Raw genomic sequence first — 17,998 nt, 5'->3', positions numbered from 1 at the left:
GTGGGCCCACCTACACCTTCGGCCATGGCCAGGCCGCTTTTCCTCGCTCGCAGGTCGGTTTCCGTCCGGCGCCCGTACCGCGATCGGAGTAGGGGGCCTCCACCCCTACTGCACCCGTGGGCGTACGAGACCTGACTCGTAGGCGATGACGACCAGCTGGGCGCGGTCCCGGGCCCCGAGCTTGGCCATCGCGCGGTTGACGTGTGTCTTGACCGTGAGCGGGCTGACCGCCAGCTGCTCGGCGATCTCGTCGTTGGAGAGCCCGCCGGCCACCAGCGTCAGCACCTCGCGCTCCCGCCCGGTCAGCGTCGCCAGCCGCTCCGCGCCCGGGCCGCCCGGACCGCCGTCGGCGGAACTGCCGCCCTGCGCGAGGAACTTGGCGATCAGGCCCTTGGTCGCGGCGGGCGACAGCAGCGCCTCGCCGCCCGCCGCGATCCGGATCGCGTTCAGCATCTCGTCCGGCTCGGCGCCCTTGCCGAGGAAGCCGCTGGCGCCGTTGCGCAGCGACTGCACGACGTAGTCGTCGACCTCGAAGGTCGTCAGGATCACCACCCGGACGTCGGTCAGCTCCGGGTCCTGGCTGATCATGCGGGTCGCGGCGAGGCCGTCGACGCCGGGCATCCGGATGTCCATCAGGACGACGTCGGGGCGCTGCGCCTTCGTCAGCTCGTACGCCCGCGCACCGTCGGACGCCTCCCCCACCACCCGCATGTCCGGTTCGGAGTCGACCAGCACCCGGAACGCGCTGCGCAGCAGGGCCTGGTCGTCGGCCAGCAGCACCTTGATCGTCATGTCGTCTCCCCCGTACGGACGGTCTGCAGCGGAAGGGTGACCCGGACCTGGAAGCCGCCGGCCGCGCGGGGGCCGGTGACGACCGTGCCACGCAGCGCGAAGACCCGCTCGCGCATCCCGATCAGGCCGTGGCCGCCGCCGCTGTCCTCCGGCGCACCCGGCCCGCCGGACTCCACGGCCGCCCGGTCGCCGCCCTTCTGGCGCGGCACACCGGCCCGTCCTGCGCCGTCGTCCAGCACCGTCACGGTCAGCACGCTGTCGGAGTGGACGATCCGGACCGTGGCGCGGGCGCCCTCGCCGGCGTGCTTGTGGACGTTGGTCAGTGCCTCCTGGACCACACGGTAGGCGGTCAGGTCGACGGAGGCGGGCAGCTGCCGGGGCGGCTCCTGGACGTCCAGGTCGACGGGGATGCCGGCGCGCACGAAGCGCTCGACGAGCTGGTCGAGGACGCCCAGGCCCGGGGCGGGCTCGGTGGGTGCCTTGGGGTCGTCGGACTGCCGCAACAGGCCGACGGTCGCGCGGAGTTCCTCCAGCGCCGAACGGGACGCCTCGCGGACGTGCGCCAGCGCCTGCTTGGCCTGGTCGGGGCGGCTGTCCATGACGTGCGAGGCCACCCCGGCCTGGACGTTGACCAGGGCGATGTGGTGGGCGACGACGTCGTGCAGGTCACGGGCGATGCGCATGCGCTCCTCGGCGACCCGGCGGCGGGCCTCCTCCTCGCGGGTGCGCTCGGCCCGCTCGGCGCGCTCGCGGATCGCGTCGACGAACGCCCGGCGGCTGCGGACCGCGTCGCCCGCCGCCGCGGCCATCCCCGTCCAGGCGAAGATCGCCAGGTTCTCCTGCGCGTACCAGGGGCGGGGGCCGCAGAGCATCGCGGCGGCGGTCAGCACGACGACGGTCAGCGCGCCGACCCGCCAGACCGTGGGCCGGTCCGTGCGCGACGCCAGGGTGTAGAGCGCGATCACCGCGGCGGCGGCCACCGGGGCGCGCGGGTCGGTGGCGCTGGCGACCAGCTCGACGATGGTCAGCGCGCCGGTCGCCGCCAGGACCGTGCGCGGCAGGCGGCGGCGCAGGACCAGGGTGGCGCAGGCCAGCGCGGCCAGCCCGACGGTGGTCGCGGAGAGCTGGTGCGGGGCGATGCGCGGGCCGTGCACGCGGTGCGGGTCGACCACCGCGCCGAACAGGATGCAGGCGAAGACGGCCACCGCGAGGGCGGCGTCGCACGCAAGCGGATGCGAACGGTGCCACTGGAAGCGGCCGGCGGCGCGCGGCGCGTCCGGAGCGGGGCCTTGGAGGGTCACAAGAGCAAACGGTAGCGCCCCGGTCCGACGGGGGACCGGGGCGCCGTGTGCCGTGTGCGCTGGAGTGGAGGTGCCGGGAGGGTCAGCCGGGGATGAGCCCGCCGTCGCTGAGCATCTCCCGTACCTCGGCGAGGGACGCCCCGGGGGCCGGCAGGATCAGCTCGGACGGTTCGAGGGCGTCGTCGGGCAGCGGGGTGCCCATGCGGCGCACCGCGTCCAGGAGGGCGCCCAGCGTGCGCCGGAAACCCTCCTCGTCGCCGCTCTCCATCTCTTCGAGCAGCTCGTCGTCCAGCTTGTTGAGCTCGATGAAGTGGGCATCGTCCAGCTTCACCTGGCCCTCCCCCATGATCCGTACGATCACGACGGTCTCCCTCGGTCCGGTGCCGACGATCTCTGCGAGGCTAACGCCCGCCGGCCGTCACTGCTTGTCGAAACGCGGCCCGTCCTGCTGCGGCGCGGGCTGCCCCTCGCCGCCCTGACCGCTTTCCAGGGCCTGCTTGCCGGCCGACGGGCCACCCGCCAGCTCGGCCTTCATCCGCTGCAGCTCCAGCTCGACGTCGCTGCCGCCGGAGAGCCGGTCCAGCTCGGCGGTGATGTCGTCCTTGGCCATGCCGGACGGGTCGTCCAGCGCGCCGGAGGCCATCAGCTCGTCGATGGCACCGGCCCGGGCCTGCAGCTGCGCGGTGCGGTCCTCGGCGCGCTGGATCGCCAGGCCGACGTCGCCCATCTCCTCGGAGATGCCGGAGAACGCCTCGCCGATCCGGGTCTGCGCCTGGGCGGCGGTGTACGTGGCCTTGATCGTCTCCTTCTTCGTGCGGAAGGCGTCGACCTTGGCCTGCAGCCGCTGCGCGGCCAGCGTGAGCTTCTCCTCCTCACCCTGCAGCGTCTGGTGCTGCGTCTCCAGGTCGGTGACCTGCTGCTGCAGCGCGCTGCGTCGGCTCAGTGCCTCGCGGGCCAGGTCCTCGCGGCCGAGCGCCAGCGCCTTGCGGCCCTGGTCCTCCAGCTTGGCGGACTGGCCCTGGAGCTGGTTGAGCTGCAGCTCCAGGCGCTTGCGGGAGGTCGCCACGTCGGCGACGCCGCGGCGCACCTTCTGCAGCAGCTCCAGCTGCTTCTGGTACGAGTAGTCGAGGGTCTCGCGCGGGTCCTCGGCCCGGTCCAGGGCCTTGTTGGCCTTCGCGCGGAAGATCATCCCCATCCGCTTCATGACACCATCGCTCATGGGCCTCGCGCGCCCCCTTCTGACCGAGTTACATCGGGCTTGGACTCCAGCACCTCTACAGACCCCACAGTACGGGCCCTGGTTCCATTACCGCACTGTTCGCGCCCGGATGCGCTCCTCCTCCAGGACGATCGCGGAGCGCGTTTCCTCCCGCGCAAGGAGTAGGGGACCCGGCGGACAAGGGCAGGCGCGGCCCTCCGTTGCCGGATCGTTCCCCGTCGGACCCTGGCCCACACGCGGCGAGCACGTACCCTTGGGTGTTGTGTTCCGAAGCCGTTCGAAGGATGAGCAGGCCGCGACCGCCAAGGTGACCGCGGACCAGCCCCAGCAGCCCCGCGATCCGCAGGCCCCCAAGGGCCGCCCGACGCCCAAGCGAAGCGACTCCCAGTCGCAGCGCCGCTCCCGCGCGCACACGCCGGCCAACCGCAAGGACGCGGCGAAGGCCCAGCGTGAGGCCCGCCGCACCGACATGGCCCGCCAGCGCGAGGCGATGGCCAGCGGCGACGAGCGGTACCTGCCGGCGCGCGACAAGGGGCCGGTGCGCCGCTTCGCGCGTGACTACGTCGACTCGCGCTGGTGCGTCGCCGAGTTCTTCCTGCCGATGGCCGTGGTGATCCTGGTGCTCACCATGGTCCGGGTGCCCTCGATCCAGAGCATCGCGCTGCTGCTGTGGCTCGTGATCATCGTGCTGATCGTGCTGGACTCGGTCTTCATCTGGTTCCGCCTGGGCAAGCAGCTCCAGCAGCGGTTCCCGAACGACAACCTCAAGGGCGTGAAGGCGTACGCGGTGATGCGCACGCTGCAGATGCGGCGGCTGCGGCTGCCCAAGCCCCAGGTCAAGCGCGGCCAGCGGCCGTAGCTGAAGCCCCCTTCGGCGCCGGGCCGGGTCCGTACCGTACGGACCCGGCCCGGCGCCGTTTCGCGGGTCAGCCCTCCGCGTCCGCGTGCAGGCTCATCGGGCCCGCGTAGACCTCGGTGCCGTCCTCGAAGAGCCGGACCTGGTCGACGCCGCCGTCGAGGAGTGCGCGCCACTCCTCGCCGACCCACGACTCCGCATCGCCCTGCGTGGTGAACTCCTCCGGCTCCACGGCCGGCGCCGTCTCCGTGCCGTCGGCCTTCTCGAACCGCCACGTCCACGCCATGTACGCCTCCTGGGTCCCACCGAGTACGTGTCTGTGCCACCGCGGACCGCGCCTGCGCGCACTCCGCCGTGTCGAGCTTCCGTGCTGATCGGCAGCCTAACGGCCGTGTCGAGTCCGCCCCCGCCGCGCTCACCGCGACGGGACGCGAGAAACTCGGCGGTGTGGACGTGACTCTCCTCGGCACCGGGGCCCCGCAGGGGCTGCCGCGCCCCGACTGCCCCTGTGCCGCCTGTGCGACGGCCGTCGGCGCCGAAGCGCGCGCGGCGACCGCGCTGCTGATCGACGGTTCGCTGCTGATCGATCTGACGCCGGGTCCGGCCTTCGCGGCCGCCCGGGCCGGGCAGTCGCTGGCGGGCGTACGGCAGGTGCTGCTCTCACATCCGCACGACGGGCCGGCGATGGAGGTGCCGGCCGGGCTGCCCACACCGGGGCGGGTCGCCGACGGGCGGGAGCTGGCGCTGCTCGACGGGCACCGGGTGCGGGCCCTGGCCGTGGACGTCCCCGGCACCGGGTACGACATCTCCGGCCCGGACGGCGAGCGGCTGCTGTACCTGCCGCCGGGCGCGGCACCGGCCGGACTGGCGCGGAACGGCGCCCACGATCCGGCGGGCGGCCCCGGCCCGTACGACATGGTGCTGCTCGACGTGCTGGAGCGGCCGGACGCGCTGGCCCGGCTGCGGGCGACCGGGGCGGTGGACGCGGCGACGGACGTCATCGCGGTGCACCTCGACCACGCGGTGCCGCCGGGGCCCGAACTGCACCGCAGGCTGGCGGTGGTGGGCGCCCGGGCGGTCGCCGACGGCAGCTCGCTGGTGGTCGGCGAGTACCACGCGGTGCCGGACCTGCCGCGCCGCACGCTGGTGCTGGGCGGGGCGCGCAGCGGGAAGTCGGCCGAGGCGGAGCGGCGGCTCGCGGCCTTCCCTGACGTGGTGTACGTGGCGACCGGCGGCACCCGGGACGGCGACGCGGAGTGGGCGGAGCGGATCTCGCTGCACCGCGAGCGGCGGCCGAGCAGCTGGCGCACCGTCGAGACCTGCGATCTGGTGCCGCTCCTGGCGGCCGGGCAGCCGGCCGGGGACGCCCCGTCGGCGGACGCCGGGGACGCGAGCACCGGGCGGGCGGCGGAGGTCTCGCCGCTGCTGATCGACTGTCTGGCGCTGTGGCTGACCCACGTCATGGACGAGGTCGGGGCGTGGGACGACGCGACCTGGGAGGCCGGGGGCCGACGGGCGCTGCGGGAGCGGACCGACGCGCTGGTGGCGGCGGTGCGGGCGACGCACCGGCCGGTGGTGGCGGTCAGCAACGAGGTCGGCTCGGGGGTGGTGCCGGCGACCGCCGCGGGCCGCCGGTTCCGCGACGAACTGGGGCGGCTGAACGCGGCGTTCGGCGCGGAGTGCGAGCAGCTGCTGCTGGTCGTCGCGGGCCAGGCGCTTGCGCTGCGCGGATGACACCGGGCCCCGCAGGACCGTGTCCGCTTGCCCGGAGGCGCCGCGCCGGGTGCTCTTGATCCGTGACCGGAACCGAGCTGACCGAGTGCTTCGATGCGGCGGTGCGCGCCTACCTGGCCGAGCGCCCGGCGGCGACGGTGATCGCGCTCGGCGAGGGCCTCGGCACCGGCTTCTGGCGGCTGGACAACGGGCGGCTGAACTGGCTGACGGTGCAGCCGCCGGAGCCCGCCGCGCTGCGCCGGATGGTGCTGCCGGACGATGCGCGGCGGCACACCGTCCCGTGCGGGCCGGCCGATCACCACTGGCTGGACGCGGTGGCCGAACCGCGGCGCGGGGTGGTCGTGGTGGCGCGGGGCGTGCGGCGCCGGCTGGCACCGTCGCAGGTCCGGGATCTGGTGGCGGCGTGTGCCGGGCGGTTCCCCGGTGGGCTGCTGCTCCTCGACGCCCCGGCCTGGTGGACGCCCGCCCTGGCGAACTGTCACCCGGGCATCGCGGCGGTGCGGACGCTGCGGCCGCCCGGGGTGCGGCACCGGCTGCCGGTGGTGCGGGCGCTGCTGCCGGTGGTGTGCGAGGTGCGGTTCACGGCGGGCGGCAGCGCGGCCGCCGACCCCGCCGCACGCCGAACGTATTGCCGGTAATCTGCGCCCAATGAGCGCCCTGAACCTCGATGACTTCGCCAACCTGATCGAGCGCCCCGACGGCGGTGTGCGCCGTGACGCCGAGGAGCGGCGGGCGCGGCTGGCCGTGCCGCCCGGGGCGCTGGGCCGGCTCGACGAGCTGGGCGAGTGGCTGGCCGGCGTGCAGCAGCAGGTGCCGGTGCGGCCCCTGGAGCGGCCGCGGGTGGTGCTGTTCGCGGGCGACCACGGCGTGGCGGAGCTGGGGGTCTCGGCCCGTCCCGCCGGCGGCACCAGGGACCTCGTACGGGCCGTGCTGGACGGCGCGAGCCCGGCGGCGGTGCTGGCGCGCGGCGCGGGGGCACCGGTGCGGGTGGTGGACATGGCCGTGGACTGCGCCCCGGAGGACCTCCCGGAGGAGGTCACCCGGCACCGGGTGCGGCGCGGCAGCGGCCGGATCGACATCGAGGACGCGCTGACCGCCGAGGAGGCCGAGGCGGCCTTCCGGGCCGGGATGTCGCTCGCCGACGAGGAGGCGGACGCCGGCACGGACGTGGTGGTGCTGGGTGATCTGAGCGTCGGCGGTACGACCGCCGCGAGCACGCTGATCGCCGCGCTGTGCGGGACGGACGCCTCGGTGGTCACCGGCCGGGGCGGGGCCCCGATCGACGATCTGGCCTGGATGCGCAAGTGCGCGGCGATCCGGGACGCGCTGCGCCGGGCCCGCCCGGTGCTGGGCGACCAGCTGGAGCTGCTGGCGACGGTCGGCGGCGCGGATCTGACCGCGATGACCGGGTTCCTGCTGCAGAGCGCGGTGCGCCGGACGCCGGTGATCCTGGACGGGGTGGTCTCGGCGGCCTGCGCGCTGGTGGCGCAGCGGGTGGCGTTCCGGGCGCCGGACTGGTGGCTGGCCGGTCAGGCCAGCGGTGAGCCGGCCCAGGCCAAGGCACTGGACCGGATCGCGCTCAACCCTCTCCTCGACCACGGCGTCACTGCTGGTGAGGGGACGGGGGCGTTGCTGGCCCTGCCATTGGTGCGGGCCGCCGCGGCCCTGGCGGCAGAACTGCCCGTACGCGACTGACGCGGCGCCGGCCGAACGGGCCGGCCGCCACCAGTAGCGCTCGGCCGGGGCGCTCCGGGACCGGGGCGCCCGCTGCTTCACGCCCGTACCGGACCACCGGCGGCGCCCCATAAGATCGCGCTTTACACGTTTTATGGGAGACATCGCTTGAGTCGGGACGAAGGCCACGAGGACCGCCCCCGCGGCCGCTGGTCACAGCGCGGTGCCGCGTTCGGCATCTGGTATCTGCGCACGGTCACATTCATCAATCTGCTGAGCGCGGTATCGGTGTCGTTCGGCAATGACATCCGCCGGCACAACATCGCGGAGTACTTCACTCCGTATCTGCTCACGGCGGGGTTCGCGTCCGCCGCCTTCTCGCTCTTCCTGTCGGTCACCCTGCGGCGGCGCAAGCGGGCGGCGTGGATTCTCAATCTGGTGCTGTCCGGCCTGCTGGCGCTGCTGTTCGCGTTCTCGCTGGTGGCGGCCCCGGAATTCCGCGCGCATGTGCAGAACTGGGTCTCGCTGGCGCTGACGGTGCTGTTCGCGGCCGCGCTGGTCGTCGGGCGCAAGGAGTTCTACGCCAAGGGCGACCGCTCGAACCCGAAGCTGGCGGCCGCGGTCGCGGCGGGCGGACTGCTGGTCACCTCGCTGCTCGCGGCGCTGCTGGTGACCGTCACCAACACCGCGCAGGACGGCTCCTCGACGTTCGTGCAGCGCTGGCGCTACGGCCTGATGCGGCTGGTGTCGCTGGCCGCCGACGACCAGCGCTTCCCGGGCATCGACACCCCGAACTGGGTCAACGTCACGATCAACGTGCTGAGCACGCTGCTGCTGGTGGCCGTGTTGTGGGCGGCGTTCCGCTCCGTCCGCAGCACCGAGCCGATCACCGAGGACGACGAGGAGCGGCTGCGCGCGCTGCTCGCCCGGCACGGGGACCGCGATTCGCTCGGCTACTTCGCGCTGCGCCGCGACAAGAGCGTGCTGTTCTCCCCCAGTGGCAAGGCGGCGGTCACCTACCGCGTCGTGGGCGGGGTGTCGCTGGCCTCCGGCGACCCGCTGGGCGACCCGGAGGCGTGGCCCGGGGCGATCGAGGTGTGGCTGGCCGAGGCCCGGGAGCACGGCTGGGCACCGGCCGTGATGGGCGCCAGCGAGGAGGGCGGCACCATCTACGCCCGGCACGGGCTGGACGCCCTGGAACTCGGCGACGAAGCGATCGTGGAGACCGAGGAGTTCACCCTCGCCGGCCGGGCGATGCGCACCGTACGGCAGGCGTACAACCGCATCGAGCGGGCCGGCTACACGGTCCGCATCCGACGGCACGAGGACATCCCCGCGGAGGAGATGGACCGGCTGCTGCGGCTGGCCGACGACTGGCGCGACGGGGAGACCGAGCGCGGCTTCTCGATGGCGCTGGGGCGGCTCGGCGACCCGGGTGACGGGCGCTGCGTGATGCTGGAGTGCCGGGACGGCGGCGCGGGGGAAGGGGCCGGTGAACTCCGGGCGCTGCTCAGCTTCGTGCCGTGGGGCGCGAAGGGCCTGTCGCTGGACCTGATGCGGCGTGACCGGAACTCCGAGAACGGCCTGATGGAGTTCATGGTCCTGGAGCTGATCCAGCGTGCGAAAGAGGTGGAGGTCACTCAGCTCTCGCTGAACTTCGCGATGTTCCGTTCCGTCTTCGAACGCGGATCGCGGCTCGGCGCGGGCCCGGTGCTGCGCCTGTGGCGCTCGCTGCTCAGCTTCTTCTCCAGGTGGTGGCAGATCGAATCGCTCTATCGCGCCAATGCGAAATACCGGCCGATCTGGGAGCCCCGGTACCTGCTGTTCGAGAAGAGCACGGATCTGGTGCGGATCGGCCTCGCCTCCGCCCGCGCGGAAGGCTTTCTGGAAGCACCTGGTCTGCCCAAGTGGCTGAACCGCAAGCACCTGGAGAACGTGAGATGACCGAGGCTGGGGCAGGACGGCAGGGGATGCCCGTCCTGCGCCGCGCCGCACGTGCCGAGTGGGGTCCTCTCCTGCGTACGGTACGGACCGCGCTTGCCGTGGCGAAGCTGCGGGCGATCCCGGTGACGCTCGCCGCGGTGTGCCTCACCCTGGTGTTCCAGTTCGTGCAAAACCAGTCCTGGGGCTACCAGGCGGTCCAGGACATCGGCTCCGTCCAGGCGTGGGAGCACCTCTGGGTGGCGCTGCTGCGCACCCCGCTGTCGCTGTTCGTGCCCGCGCTGGACCTTCCGGTGTGGGGCGCCCTGGCGCAGATCCTGATCGTCTTCGGGATCGCGGAGATCTGTGTGGGCTGGCGGCAGACGCTGCTGGTCGCGTACCTGGCGACGCTCGCCGGGACGATGTACGCGCGGATCGGCATCTGGATCGGCCCGCAGAGCCCGCTCGGGCTGGCCGACTCGGACAAGTACGTGATCGACACCGGCCCGTCGGCCGCCGTGGTGGGGCTGGCGGTGTTCGTCTGCTGGCGCTACCGGGCGTGGTTCACCTGCACGCTGGTGGTGCTGTCGATGCTCCTCGAAGTGGTCTTCATCAAGAACAACCTGGCCGGCAAGGAGCACGTCGCGGCGATCCTGGCGGTGCTGGCGCTGTCCGGGCTGTGGGAGGTGTGGCGGCCGGCCAAGCCGCGGGACGCGCACGTCAGCGGCTGGGGGCGCCCCCGATGAGGTGCTCGACCCTGCGGCGCAGGGTCGACCAGCGGCGGTCGTGACGATAGGCGCGGACCCGGGAACGGGCCCGCGCCTTCGGCCTCTTGCGGTAGAAACGTCTGGCCCACAGCGAGTGCGGCCGGGCCAGCCGGACGGCGCCGAAGAGCGCGACGAACGGCACGAAGACCCCGATCACCGCGAGCCGGCCCTTGCCCTTCGTCAGGGCGACCAGCGCGAAGAGGAAGTTGACCGCCACCGTCCGGACGACGGTGAGGCGGTCGGTGGTCTCGTCCGGGCTGAGCTCGTTGACGCCGAACGGCAGGAAGCCGCCGAGGATCAGGGCGACCAGGGCGACGGTGAGGATGACGATCTCGACGCTCTTGGTCCCCTCCTCGGTCCAGTAGACGTCGTCCAGGTGGAGGATCAGCGCGAACTCGTCCAGGACGAGGCCGACGCCCATCCCGAAGAGCACCGCCGCGACGCCGGCGCCGAAGCCGGTCCGGCCGCCGGCGATGGCGATGAAACCGCCGACGACCATGAGCACCACCCCGGGCACGACGTGGTGGACGTGGACGCCGCCGGGGGTGACGTTGCGGAACGGGCCCCGGCCGGCGCGGATGAGCCGGGTGATGGCCCGGGTGATCAGGAAGGTCAGCACGAACGCGGCCAGCGCGAGCAGCAGCGGCAGCTTCTCCGGCTCGACGATGTTGCGGTACCACCAGTGGCCCATCCGCCCGCTCCCGTTCCGCTCCAGACCTCATGCCGCCCGCGCGCGGCACCTCGTGGCACGCCTGCCCAGGACATACCGGAACCATTAGGCCCTCTCGGGGCGGTCGGGGGCGGGAGCCAAACGCCGGGGCCGCCCGGATAACCTGCCGCGGTGAACGACACCCCCGCTCCCCCGGCCCCCCTGGACGCCCTGCGCTTCGCCTTCGGGACGCTGACCGTGCTGCCGGTACGCGTCACCCGCTGGGACCGGGACGCGGCGCGCGGCGGGATGCTCTGCGCACCGCTGGCCGGGCTGGCCGTCGGGCTGGGCGCGGCGGCGCTCGGCGGGGCGCTGCTGCTGCTCGGCGGGGGCCCGCTGCTCGCCGCGGTCGGCTCCGCCGTGGTGCCGGCGGTGCTCACCCGCGGACTGCACCTGGACGGGCTCGCGGACACCGCCGACGGCCTGGGCAGCGGCAAGCCCGCCGAGGACGCGCTGCGCATCATGAAGCAGTCCGACATCGGCCCGTTCGGGGTCGTCACGCTGCTCTTCGCCCTGCTGGCCCAAGTGGCCGCGCTGGCCGGGCTGTACGGCCGGGGCTGGGCGTACGGCGCACTGGCCGCGGTGATCGCGGCGGTCACCGGGCGCGCCGCGCTGACCCTGGCGTCGCGCGCGGGGGTGCCGGCGGCCCGGCCGGAGGGGCTGGGCGCGGCGGTGGCGGGCACCGTCCCGGTGCCGGCGGCGGCGCTGTGCGCCGGGCTGGTGGCCGCGGGGTGCGCGGCCGCGGGTGCCGCCCTCGGCGCGTACGGCGCGCTGCACGCCGGACTGGCGGCACTGCTCGGGCTGGGCACCGGCGAGCTGCTGCTGGGGCACTGCCGGCGGCGGTTCGGCGGGGTGACCGGGGACGTGTTCGGCGCGCTGGCGGAGACCGCGGGGCTCGCCGCGCTGGTCGTACTGACACTGGGCTAGCGGATCTCTTCCCGGGACCGGAACACCGCCCCCACCCCGGGAATCACCCCAACTCACCTGATTCCCGGGCGAGTTCGGCCCGCGGGGCGCGGGTGGCGGAATCCCGGTGCACGCCGGAGTGGTAACCGGTACGGCAGCAGGCCGGGCCTGACCGCGCCGCCGAGCGTAGGCTCAGCCGCAGCAGCGCCCAGGGCGCAAAAACGGATTCCCGGACGGAACAGGACTCTCATCACCGTGACTGCACTGACCCTCAGTACTTCCTCCGCCGCAACGGTGCGTGCGGATGCCCTCGTCGTCGGCGTGGCCAAGGGCGCCAAGGGCGTCGTTGTCGCCCCCGGCGCGGAGGCCGTGGACAAGGCGTTCGGCGGCAAGCTCGCCGGTGTGCTGGAGACCCTCGGCGCGAGCGGTGCCGAGGGCGAGGTGACCAAGCTGCCCGCCGCCGACGGCCTCAAGGCGCCGGTCGTGCTGGCGGTCGGCCTGGGCGACGCCCCGGCCAAGGACGAGGCGTACGACAACGAGGCGCTGCGGCGCGCCGCGGGCAGTGCCGCCCGCGCGCTGACCGGCAGCAAGAAGGCCGGCTTCGCGCTGCCGGTCGAGGACGCCGAGGCGGCCGCCGCGGTGAGCGAGGGCGCGCTGCTCGGCGCGTACACCTTCACCGCGTACCGCAGCAACGGCAACGGGCAGAACGCCAAGGGCGGCAAGAAGAACGACGCCAAGTCGGCGCCGCTGGCGGAGGTCGCGCTCCTCGGCACCAAGCCGCGCGACAAGGAGTTCAAGGCCGCCGCCGAGCGGGCCCAGGCGCTGGCCGCGGAGATCAACCGCGCCCGCGACCTGATCAACATGCCGTCCAACGACCTCGACCCGAAGTCCTTCGCGGCCGAGGCGCAGGCCGCGGCCAAGGAGTTCGGCCTCAAGGTGGAGGTGCTTGACGAGAAGGCGCTCAAGAAGGGCGGCTACGGCGGCCTGCTGGGCGTCGGCCAGGGCTCGGAGGCCCCGCCGCGGCTGGTGCGGATCGCCTACACCCACCCCAAGGCGGAGAAGACCCTGGCGCTGGTCGGCAAGGGCATCACGTACGACTCGGGCGGCATCTCGCTCAAGCCGGCCGGCCACAACGAGACCATGAAGTGCGACATGAGCGGTGCCGCCGCGGTCTTCGCCGCGGTGGTGGCCGCCGCCCGGCTGGGCCTGACGGTCAACGTCACCGGCTGGCTGGCGCTCGCCGAGAACATGCCGTCCGGCAGCGCCACCCGCCCCGGTGACGTGCTGACGATGTACAGCGGCAAGACCGTCGAGGTGCTCAACACCGACGCCGAGGGCCGCCTCGTGCTGGCCGACGCGCTGACCCGGGCGTCGGAGGAGTCGCCGGACGCGATCGTGGACGTCGCCACCCTGACCGGCGCGATGGTGCTGGCACTGGGCCACCGCCACTTCGGGATCATGGCCAACGACGACGCCTTCCGCACCGCGATCCACGAGATCGCCGAGGAGGTCGGCGAGCAGTCCTGGCCGATGCCGATGCCCGAGCACCTCCGCAAGGGCATGGACTCGCCGGTCGCCGACATCGCGAACATGGGTGAGCGGATGGGCGGCGGCCTGGTCGCCGGGCTCTTCCTGAAGGAGTTCGTGGGCGAGGGCATCACCTGGGCGCACCTGGACATCGCGGGTCCGGCCTTCCACGAGGGCGCGCCCTGGGGCTACACCCCCAAGGGCGGCACCGGCTCCGCGGTCCGCACCCTGGTGCGGCTCGCCGAGCGCACCGCGGCGGGCGACCTGGGCTGAGGCCACTCCGCCTCGTCCGATATGTCCGTACGGCCCCGAGCTCACCGCCCGGGGCCGTCGGTGTGCGTACGACCGCGTGTTCGCCCTCAACGAAATCCGCACGTCCGAACTCGCCGGTAACCCCCTTCGGGCGGCTGATCGACCGCCCCGAGCCCGGCCCGCCGTCCCGGCTTCGTGGAACAAGTGCGAAGATGGGTTCTCGGCAGGACAGGGCCCCCCTTACCCAGGGCCGAAGTTAAAGCGGCCGAACAACAGCCGCGGTCCGGTCATCGACGACCGGCTCCGGCGTACCCATGCATGGAGGACGTGACGTGGCGAACGACGCCAGCACCGTTTTCGACCTAGTGATCCTCGGAGGCGGTAGCGGTGGTTACGCCGCTGCCCTGCGCGGGGCGCAGCTGGGCCTGGACGTCGCCCTGATCGAGAAGGGCAAGGTCGGCGGTACCTGCCTGCACAACGGCTGCATCCCCACGAAGGCTCTGCTGCACGCCGGTGAGATCGCTGACCAGGCTCGCGAGAGCGAGCAGTTCGGTGTCAAGGCCACTTTCGAGGGCATTGACATCGAGGCGGTCCACAAGTACAAGGACGAGGTCATCTCGGGCCTGTACAAGGGCCTGCAGGGCCTGATCGCCTCCCGCAAGGTGACGTACATCGAGGGTGAGGGCCGGCTGTCCTCCCCGACCTCCGTCGACGTGAACGGCCAGCGCGTCCAGGGCCGCCACGTCCTGCTGGCGACCGGCTCCGTGCCGCGGTCGCTCCCCGGCCTGGAGATCGACGGCAACCGCATCATCTCCTCGGACCACGCCCTCAAGCTGGACCGCGTGCCGAAGTCGGCGATCGTCCTGGGCGGCGGCGTGATCGGCGTCGAGTTCGCCTCGGCGTGGAAGTCCTTCGGCACCGACATCACCGTCATCGAGGGCCTCAAGCACCTCGTCCCGGTCGAGGACGAGAACTCCTCCAAGCTTCTTGAGCGCGCGTTCCGCAAGCGCGGCATCAAGTTCAACCTGGGCACCTTCTTCGACAAGGCCGAGTACACCGCGGACGGCGTCAAGGTCACCCTCGCCGACGGCAAGACCTTCGAGGCCGAGGTGCTGCTGGTCGCGATCGGCCGCGGGCCGGTCTCGGCGGGCCTGGGCTACGAGGAGCAGGGCGTCGCGATGGACCGCGGCTACGTCCTGGTCGACGAGTACATGCAGACCAACGTGCCGACGATCTCGGCGGTCGGTGACCTCGTTCCCACCCTCCAGCTCGCGCACGTCGGCTTCGCCGAGGGCATGCTGGTGGCGGAGCGGCTGGCCGGTCAGAACGTCGTCCCGATCGACTACGACGGCGTGCCGCGCGTGACGTACTGCCACCCCGAGGTCGCCTCGGTCGGCATCACCGAGGCCAAGGCCAAGGAGCTGTACGGCGCCGACAAGGTCGTCGCGCTGAAGTACAACCTCGCCGGCAACGGCAAGAGCAAGATCCTCAAGACCGCGGGCGAGATCAAGCTCGTCCAGGTCAAGGACGGTGCAGTGGTCGGCGTCCACATGGTCGGTGACCGTATGGGCGAGCAGGTCGGTGAGGCCCAGCTGATCTACAACTGGGAGGCCCTGCCGGCCGAGGTTGCCCAGCTGGTGCACGCCCACCCGACCCAGAACGAGGCGCTCGGCGAGGCCCACCTGGCCCTCGCCGGCAAGCCCCTCCACTCCCACGACTGACCCCAGTCCGGGCGCGACGACCACATCCGCAATTCATAAGGAGCAACAGAAACCATGGCGGTTTCCGTAACCCTTCCGGCGCTCGGCGAGAGCGTCACCGAGGGCACCGTCACTCGCTGGCTGAAGGCCGAGGGTGAGCGCGTCGAGGCCGACGAGCCGCTGCTCGAGGTGTCGACCGACAAGGTCGACACCGAGATCCCGGCCCCGGCCGCCGGCATCCTGTCCGCCATCAAGGTGGCCGAGGACGAGACCGTCGAGGTCGGCGCCGAGCTCGCCCTCATCGACGACGGCACCGGTGCGCCGGCTGCCGCCCCCGCGGCCGAGGCCCCGGCGGCCGAGGCCCCGACCGCCGAGCCGCAGCCCGAGCCCGCCGCGGCTCCGGCCCCCGAGGCCCCCGCCGCCGCCCCCGCGGGCGGCGCCGAGGGCACCCCCGGTGCAGGCACCGGCTCCACCGGCGCCTCCGGCACTGAAGTTCTCCTCCCCGCGCTCGGCGAGAGCGTCACCGAGGGCACCGTCACCCGCTGGCTGAAGGAGGTCGGCGAGGAGGTCTCGGCCGACGAGCCGCTGCTGGAGGTCTCCACCGACAAGGTCGACACCGAGATCCCGGCGCCGGCCTCCGGCACCCTGCTGGAGATCGTCGTCGGCGAGGACGAGACCGCCGAGGTCGGCGCCAAGCTCGCCGTCATCGGTGCCAAGGGCGCGGCCCCGGCCGCCGCCCCGGCCCCGGCCGCCCCGGCTCCCGCCGCCGAGCCGGCTCCGGCCCCCGCGCCCGCCCCGGCGCCGGCCGCTGCCGCCCCGGCCCCCGCGCCGGCTCCGGCTCCGGCCCCCGCGCCGGCTCCGGCCGCCGCTCCGGCTCCGGTCACCCCGGCGCCGGCTGCCGGTGAGGGCGAGGGCGCGTACGTCACTCCGCTGGTGCGCAAGCTCGCCGCGGAGAACGGCGTGGACCTCGCCACGGTCAAGGGCACCGGCGTCGGTGGCCGCATCCGCAAGCAGGACGTCCTCGCCGCCGCCGAGGCCGCGAAGGCCGCCGCGCCGGCTCCGGCCGCCGCTCCGGCCGCCGCCGCCAAGGCCCCGGTCATCGAGGCGTCGCCGCTGCGCGGTCAGACCGTCAAGATGCCGCGCATCCGCAAGGCCATCGGCGACAACATGATGAAGGCCCTGCACGGCCAGGCGCAGCTGACCTCCGTGGTCGAGGTGGACATCACCGCGATCATGCGGATGCGCAACAAGGCCAAGGACGCCTTCGCGCAGCGTGAGGGCGTCAAGCTCTCCCCGATGCCGTTCTTCGTCAAGGCCGCTGTCCAGGCGCTGAAGGCCCACCCGGTCATCAACGCCCGGATCAACGAGGACGAGGGCACCATCACCTACTTCGACACCGAGAACGTCGGTATCGCGGTGGACTCGGAGAAGGGCCTGATGACCCCGGTCATCAAGGACGCCGGTGACCTCAACATCGCCGGTATCGCCCGCAAGACGGCGGACCTGGCGGGCAAGGTCCGCGCGAACAAGATCACGCCGGACGAGCTGTCCGGTGCGACCTTCACCATCAGCAACACCGGTTCGCGCGGCGCCCTGTTCGACACCGTCATCGTGCCCCCGAACCAGGTCGGCATCCTGGGCATCGGTGCGACCGTCAAGCGCCCGGTGGTCATCAACCACCCGGACCTCGGCGAGACCATCGCGGTGCGCGACATGACCTACCTCGCGCTCTCCTACGACCACCGTCTGGTGGACGGCGCCGACGCCGCCCGCTACCTGACCACGGTCAAGCAGTTCCTGGAGGCCGCCGAGTTCGAGACCGAGATCGGTCTCTGAGTCCCGGCAGTCCCCGGTAGGTGACAGCAGGGGCCGGCCCCGGTTCGTACAGCATTCCGTACGAGCCGGGGCCGGCCCCTTTGCGCGTCTCCGATCCCGCTTCCCCCCGGGGCCGCTCGCCCGTCCCGGATAATGGCACCCCCACACCACGCCCCGCCATGCGCTCTGAAGGAGCACCTCATGACCCCGCCCGTCGTCCATTCGCTGCGCGAGCAGATCCGCGAGCACATCCTTGAGGGGATCGTCAGCGGCCGCTGGCAGCCGGGCGAGCGGATCGTGGAGCGGCGGATCGCGGTGGAGCTGGAGGTCAGCCAGACACCGGTGCGGGAGGCGCTGCGGGAGCTGGAGTCGCTGCAGCTGATCGAGTCGGCGCCGAACAAGGGCGTACGGGTGCGGAATCTGACCGCGGACGACCTCAAGGAGAGCTATCCGGTGCGGGCCGGGCTGGAGCAGGTGGCGGCCGAACTGGCCGCCGGGCGGCTGGCCGAGGACACCGCCGCGCTGGAGCGGGAGGTGGCGGCGCTGCGCGAGGCGGATCGGACCGGTGACGGCGAGGCGCAGGTGCGGCACACGGTGGCCTTCCACCGGGAGATCGTGCGGGCCGCCGGCAACTCCGTGCTGCTGCACACCTGGGAGTCGCTGGGCGTCGAGGTGTGGACGACGCTGTCGATCCGCTGGTTCAGCCCGGAGCCGCGGTCGCACGCCCAGGACCACCAGGAGATCGTGGACGCCTTCCGGCGGCGCGACCCGAAGATCGGGACGCTGCTGAAGACCCATGTGCTGAGCTGCGCACCGAGGGTCTGAG

General features: G+C 73.1%; 17 protein-coding genes. 11 read left to right on the top strand and 6 right to left on the bottom strand.

What is annotated here, in order from left to right; genetic code table 11:
- Positions 1 to 105: 105 nt before the first annotated feature.
- The 4 genes from SL103_RS08450 to SL103_RS08435 form a co-directional block, all read right to left on the bottom strand.
- Entirely contained in the window at positions 106 to 792 is a 687-nt protein-coding gene (locus SL103_RS08450; RefSeq protein ID WP_069568118.1) for a response regulator, read from the bottom strand.
- Positions 789 to 2,093: a sensor histidine kinase gene (locus SL103_RS08445; protein ID WP_069568117.1), complete on the bottom strand. Its 1,305-nt coding sequence runs from the start codon at positions 2,091 to 2,093 to the stop codon at positions 789 to 791. The genes SL103_RS08450 and SL103_RS08445 overlap by 4 nt, the downstream gene beginning before the upstream one ends.
- A gap of 82 nt (positions 2,094 to 2,175) precedes the next feature.
- Positions 2,176 to 2,454, bottom strand: a complete 279-nt coding sequence (pspAA, locus tag SL103_RS08440) for a PspA-associated protein PspAA (RefSeq protein WP_069568116.1) — start codon at positions 2,452 to 2,454, stop codon at positions 2,176 to 2,178.
- Between the two features lie 57 nt (positions 2,455 to 2,511).
- Positions 2,512 to 3,297, bottom strand: coding sequence for a PspA/IM30 family protein (locus tag SL103_RS08435; protein ID WP_069568115.1), 786 nt, complete (start codon positions 3,295 to 3,297; stop codon positions 2,512 to 2,514).
- Positions 3,298 to 3,574: 277 nt separating this feature from the next.
- On the opposite strand from SL103_RS08435, the gene SL103_RS08430 reads away from it, so the two are divergent.
- On the top strand, positions 3,575 to 4,171 hold the full coding sequence (locus SL103_RS08430) for a DUF3043 domain-containing protein (RefSeq protein WP_069568114.1): 597 nt from the start codon (positions 3,575 to 3,577) through the stop codon (positions 4,169 to 4,171).
- Between the two features lie 67 nt (positions 4,172 to 4,238).
- On the opposite strand, the gene SL103_RS08425 is transcribed toward SL103_RS08430, so the two are convergent.
- The gene (locus tag SL103_RS08425; RefSeq protein ID WP_069568113.1) at positions 4,239 to 4,454 is read right to left on the bottom strand and encodes a hypothetical protein; all 216 of its coding nucleotides are present in this window, start codon (positions 4,452 to 4,454) and stop codon (positions 4,239 to 4,241) included.
- A gap of 161 nt (positions 4,455 to 4,615) precedes the next feature.
- On the opposite strand from SL103_RS08425, the gene SL103_RS08420 reads away from it, so the two are divergent.
- From SL103_RS08420 to SL103_RS38295, 5 genes are all read left to right on the top strand, one after another.
- The gene (locus SL103_RS08420; RefSeq protein WP_069568112.1) at positions 4,616 to 5,902 is read left to right on the top strand and encodes a bifunctional adenosylcobinamide kinase/adenosylcobinamide-phosphate guanylyltransferase; all 1,287 of its coding nucleotides are present in this window, start codon (positions 4,616 to 4,618) and stop codon (positions 5,900 to 5,902) included.
- A 62-nt stretch (positions 5,903 to 5,964) separates the two neighbouring features.
- The gene (locus SL103_RS08415) at positions 5,965 to 6,540 is read left to right on the top strand and encodes a hypothetical protein (RefSeq protein ID WP_079145638.1); all 576 of its coding nucleotides are present in this window, start codon (positions 5,965 to 5,967) and stop codon (positions 6,538 to 6,540) included.
- A gap of 10 nt (positions 6,541 to 6,550) precedes the next feature.
- Positions 6,551 to 7,597 carry a nicotinate-nucleotide--dimethylbenzimidazole phosphoribosyltransferase gene (gene cobT, locus SL103_RS08410; RefSeq protein WP_069568111.1) on the top strand — a complete coding sequence of 349 codons (1,047 nt, stop codon included), beginning with the start codon at positions 6,551 to 6,553 and terminating at the stop codon, positions 7,595 to 7,597.
- Between the two features lie 147 nt (positions 7,598 to 7,744).
- Positions 7,745 to 9,520 carry a phosphatidylglycerol lysyltransferase domain-containing protein gene (locus SL103_RS08405; RefSeq protein ID WP_069568110.1) on the top strand — a complete coding sequence of 592 codons (1,776 nt, stop codon included), beginning with the start codon at positions 7,745 to 7,747 and terminating at the stop codon, positions 9,518 to 9,520.
- Positions 9,517 to 10,242, top strand: coding sequence for a hypothetical protein (locus SL103_RS38295; protein WP_069568109.1), 726 nt, complete (start codon positions 9,517 to 9,519; stop codon positions 10,240 to 10,242). The genes SL103_RS08405 and SL103_RS38295 overlap by 4 nt, the downstream gene beginning before the upstream one ends.
- Here SL103_RS38295 and SL103_RS08395 read toward each other — a convergent pair.
- Complete coding sequence (locus SL103_RS08395) at positions 10,217 to 10,954, bottom strand: hypothetical protein (RefSeq protein ID WP_069568108.1); 738 nt, start codon at positions 10,952 to 10,954, stop codon at positions 10,217 to 10,219. The genes SL103_RS38295 and SL103_RS08395 overlap by 26 nt on opposite strands.
- Positions 10,955 to 11,104: 150 nt before the next feature.
- Between SL103_RS08395 and SL103_RS08390 the strand changes: the two genes are divergently transcribed.
- The 5 genes from SL103_RS08390 to SL103_RS08370 all read left to right on the top strand — a co-directional run bounded on the left by SL103_RS08390 (position 11,105) and on the right by SL103_RS08370 (position 17,997).
- The gene (locus SL103_RS08390) at positions 11,105 to 11,899 is read left to right on the top strand and encodes an adenosylcobinamide-GDP ribazoletransferase (RefSeq protein WP_069568107.1); all 795 of its coding nucleotides are present in this window, start codon (positions 11,105 to 11,107) and stop codon (positions 11,897 to 11,899) included.
- Positions 11,900 to 12,133: 234 nt separating this feature from the next.
- Positions 12,134 to 13,678 (top strand): leucyl aminopeptidase, encoded by a 1,545-nt coding sequence (locus tag SL103_RS08385; protein WP_069568106.1) that lies wholly within the window; start codon positions 12,134 to 12,136, stop codon positions 13,676 to 13,678.
- Between the two features lie 311 nt (positions 13,679 to 13,989).
- Positions 13,990 to 15,378 carry a dihydrolipoyl dehydrogenase gene (gene lpdA / locus SL103_RS08380; protein ID WP_069568105.1) on the top strand — a complete coding sequence of 463 codons (1,389 nt, stop codon included), beginning with the start codon at positions 13,990 to 13,992 and terminating at the stop codon, positions 15,376 to 15,378.
- A gap of 54 nt (positions 15,379 to 15,432) precedes the next feature.
- Entirely contained in the window at positions 15,433 to 17,193 is a 1,761-nt protein-coding gene (gene sucB / locus SL103_RS08375) for a 2-oxoglutarate dehydrogenase, E2 component, dihydrolipoamide succinyltransferase (protein WP_069568104.1), read from the top strand.
- Positions 17,194 to 17,373: 180 nt separating this feature from the next.
- Complete coding sequence (locus SL103_RS08370) at positions 17,374 to 17,997, top strand: GntR family transcriptional regulator (RefSeq protein ID WP_069568103.1); 624 nt, start codon at positions 17,374 to 17,376, stop codon at positions 17,995 to 17,997.
- Position 17,998 lies beyond the last annotated feature (1 nt).

The sequence above is a fragment of the Streptomyces lydicus genome (assembly GCF_001729485.1).
Classification (GTDB): Bacteria; Actinomycetota; Actinomycetes; order Streptomycetales; family Streptomycetaceae; genus Streptomyces; species Streptomyces lydicus_D.
Note: the sequence above shows the minus strand (reverse complement) of the source record. Positions and strands in the feature narration are given on the sequence as shown.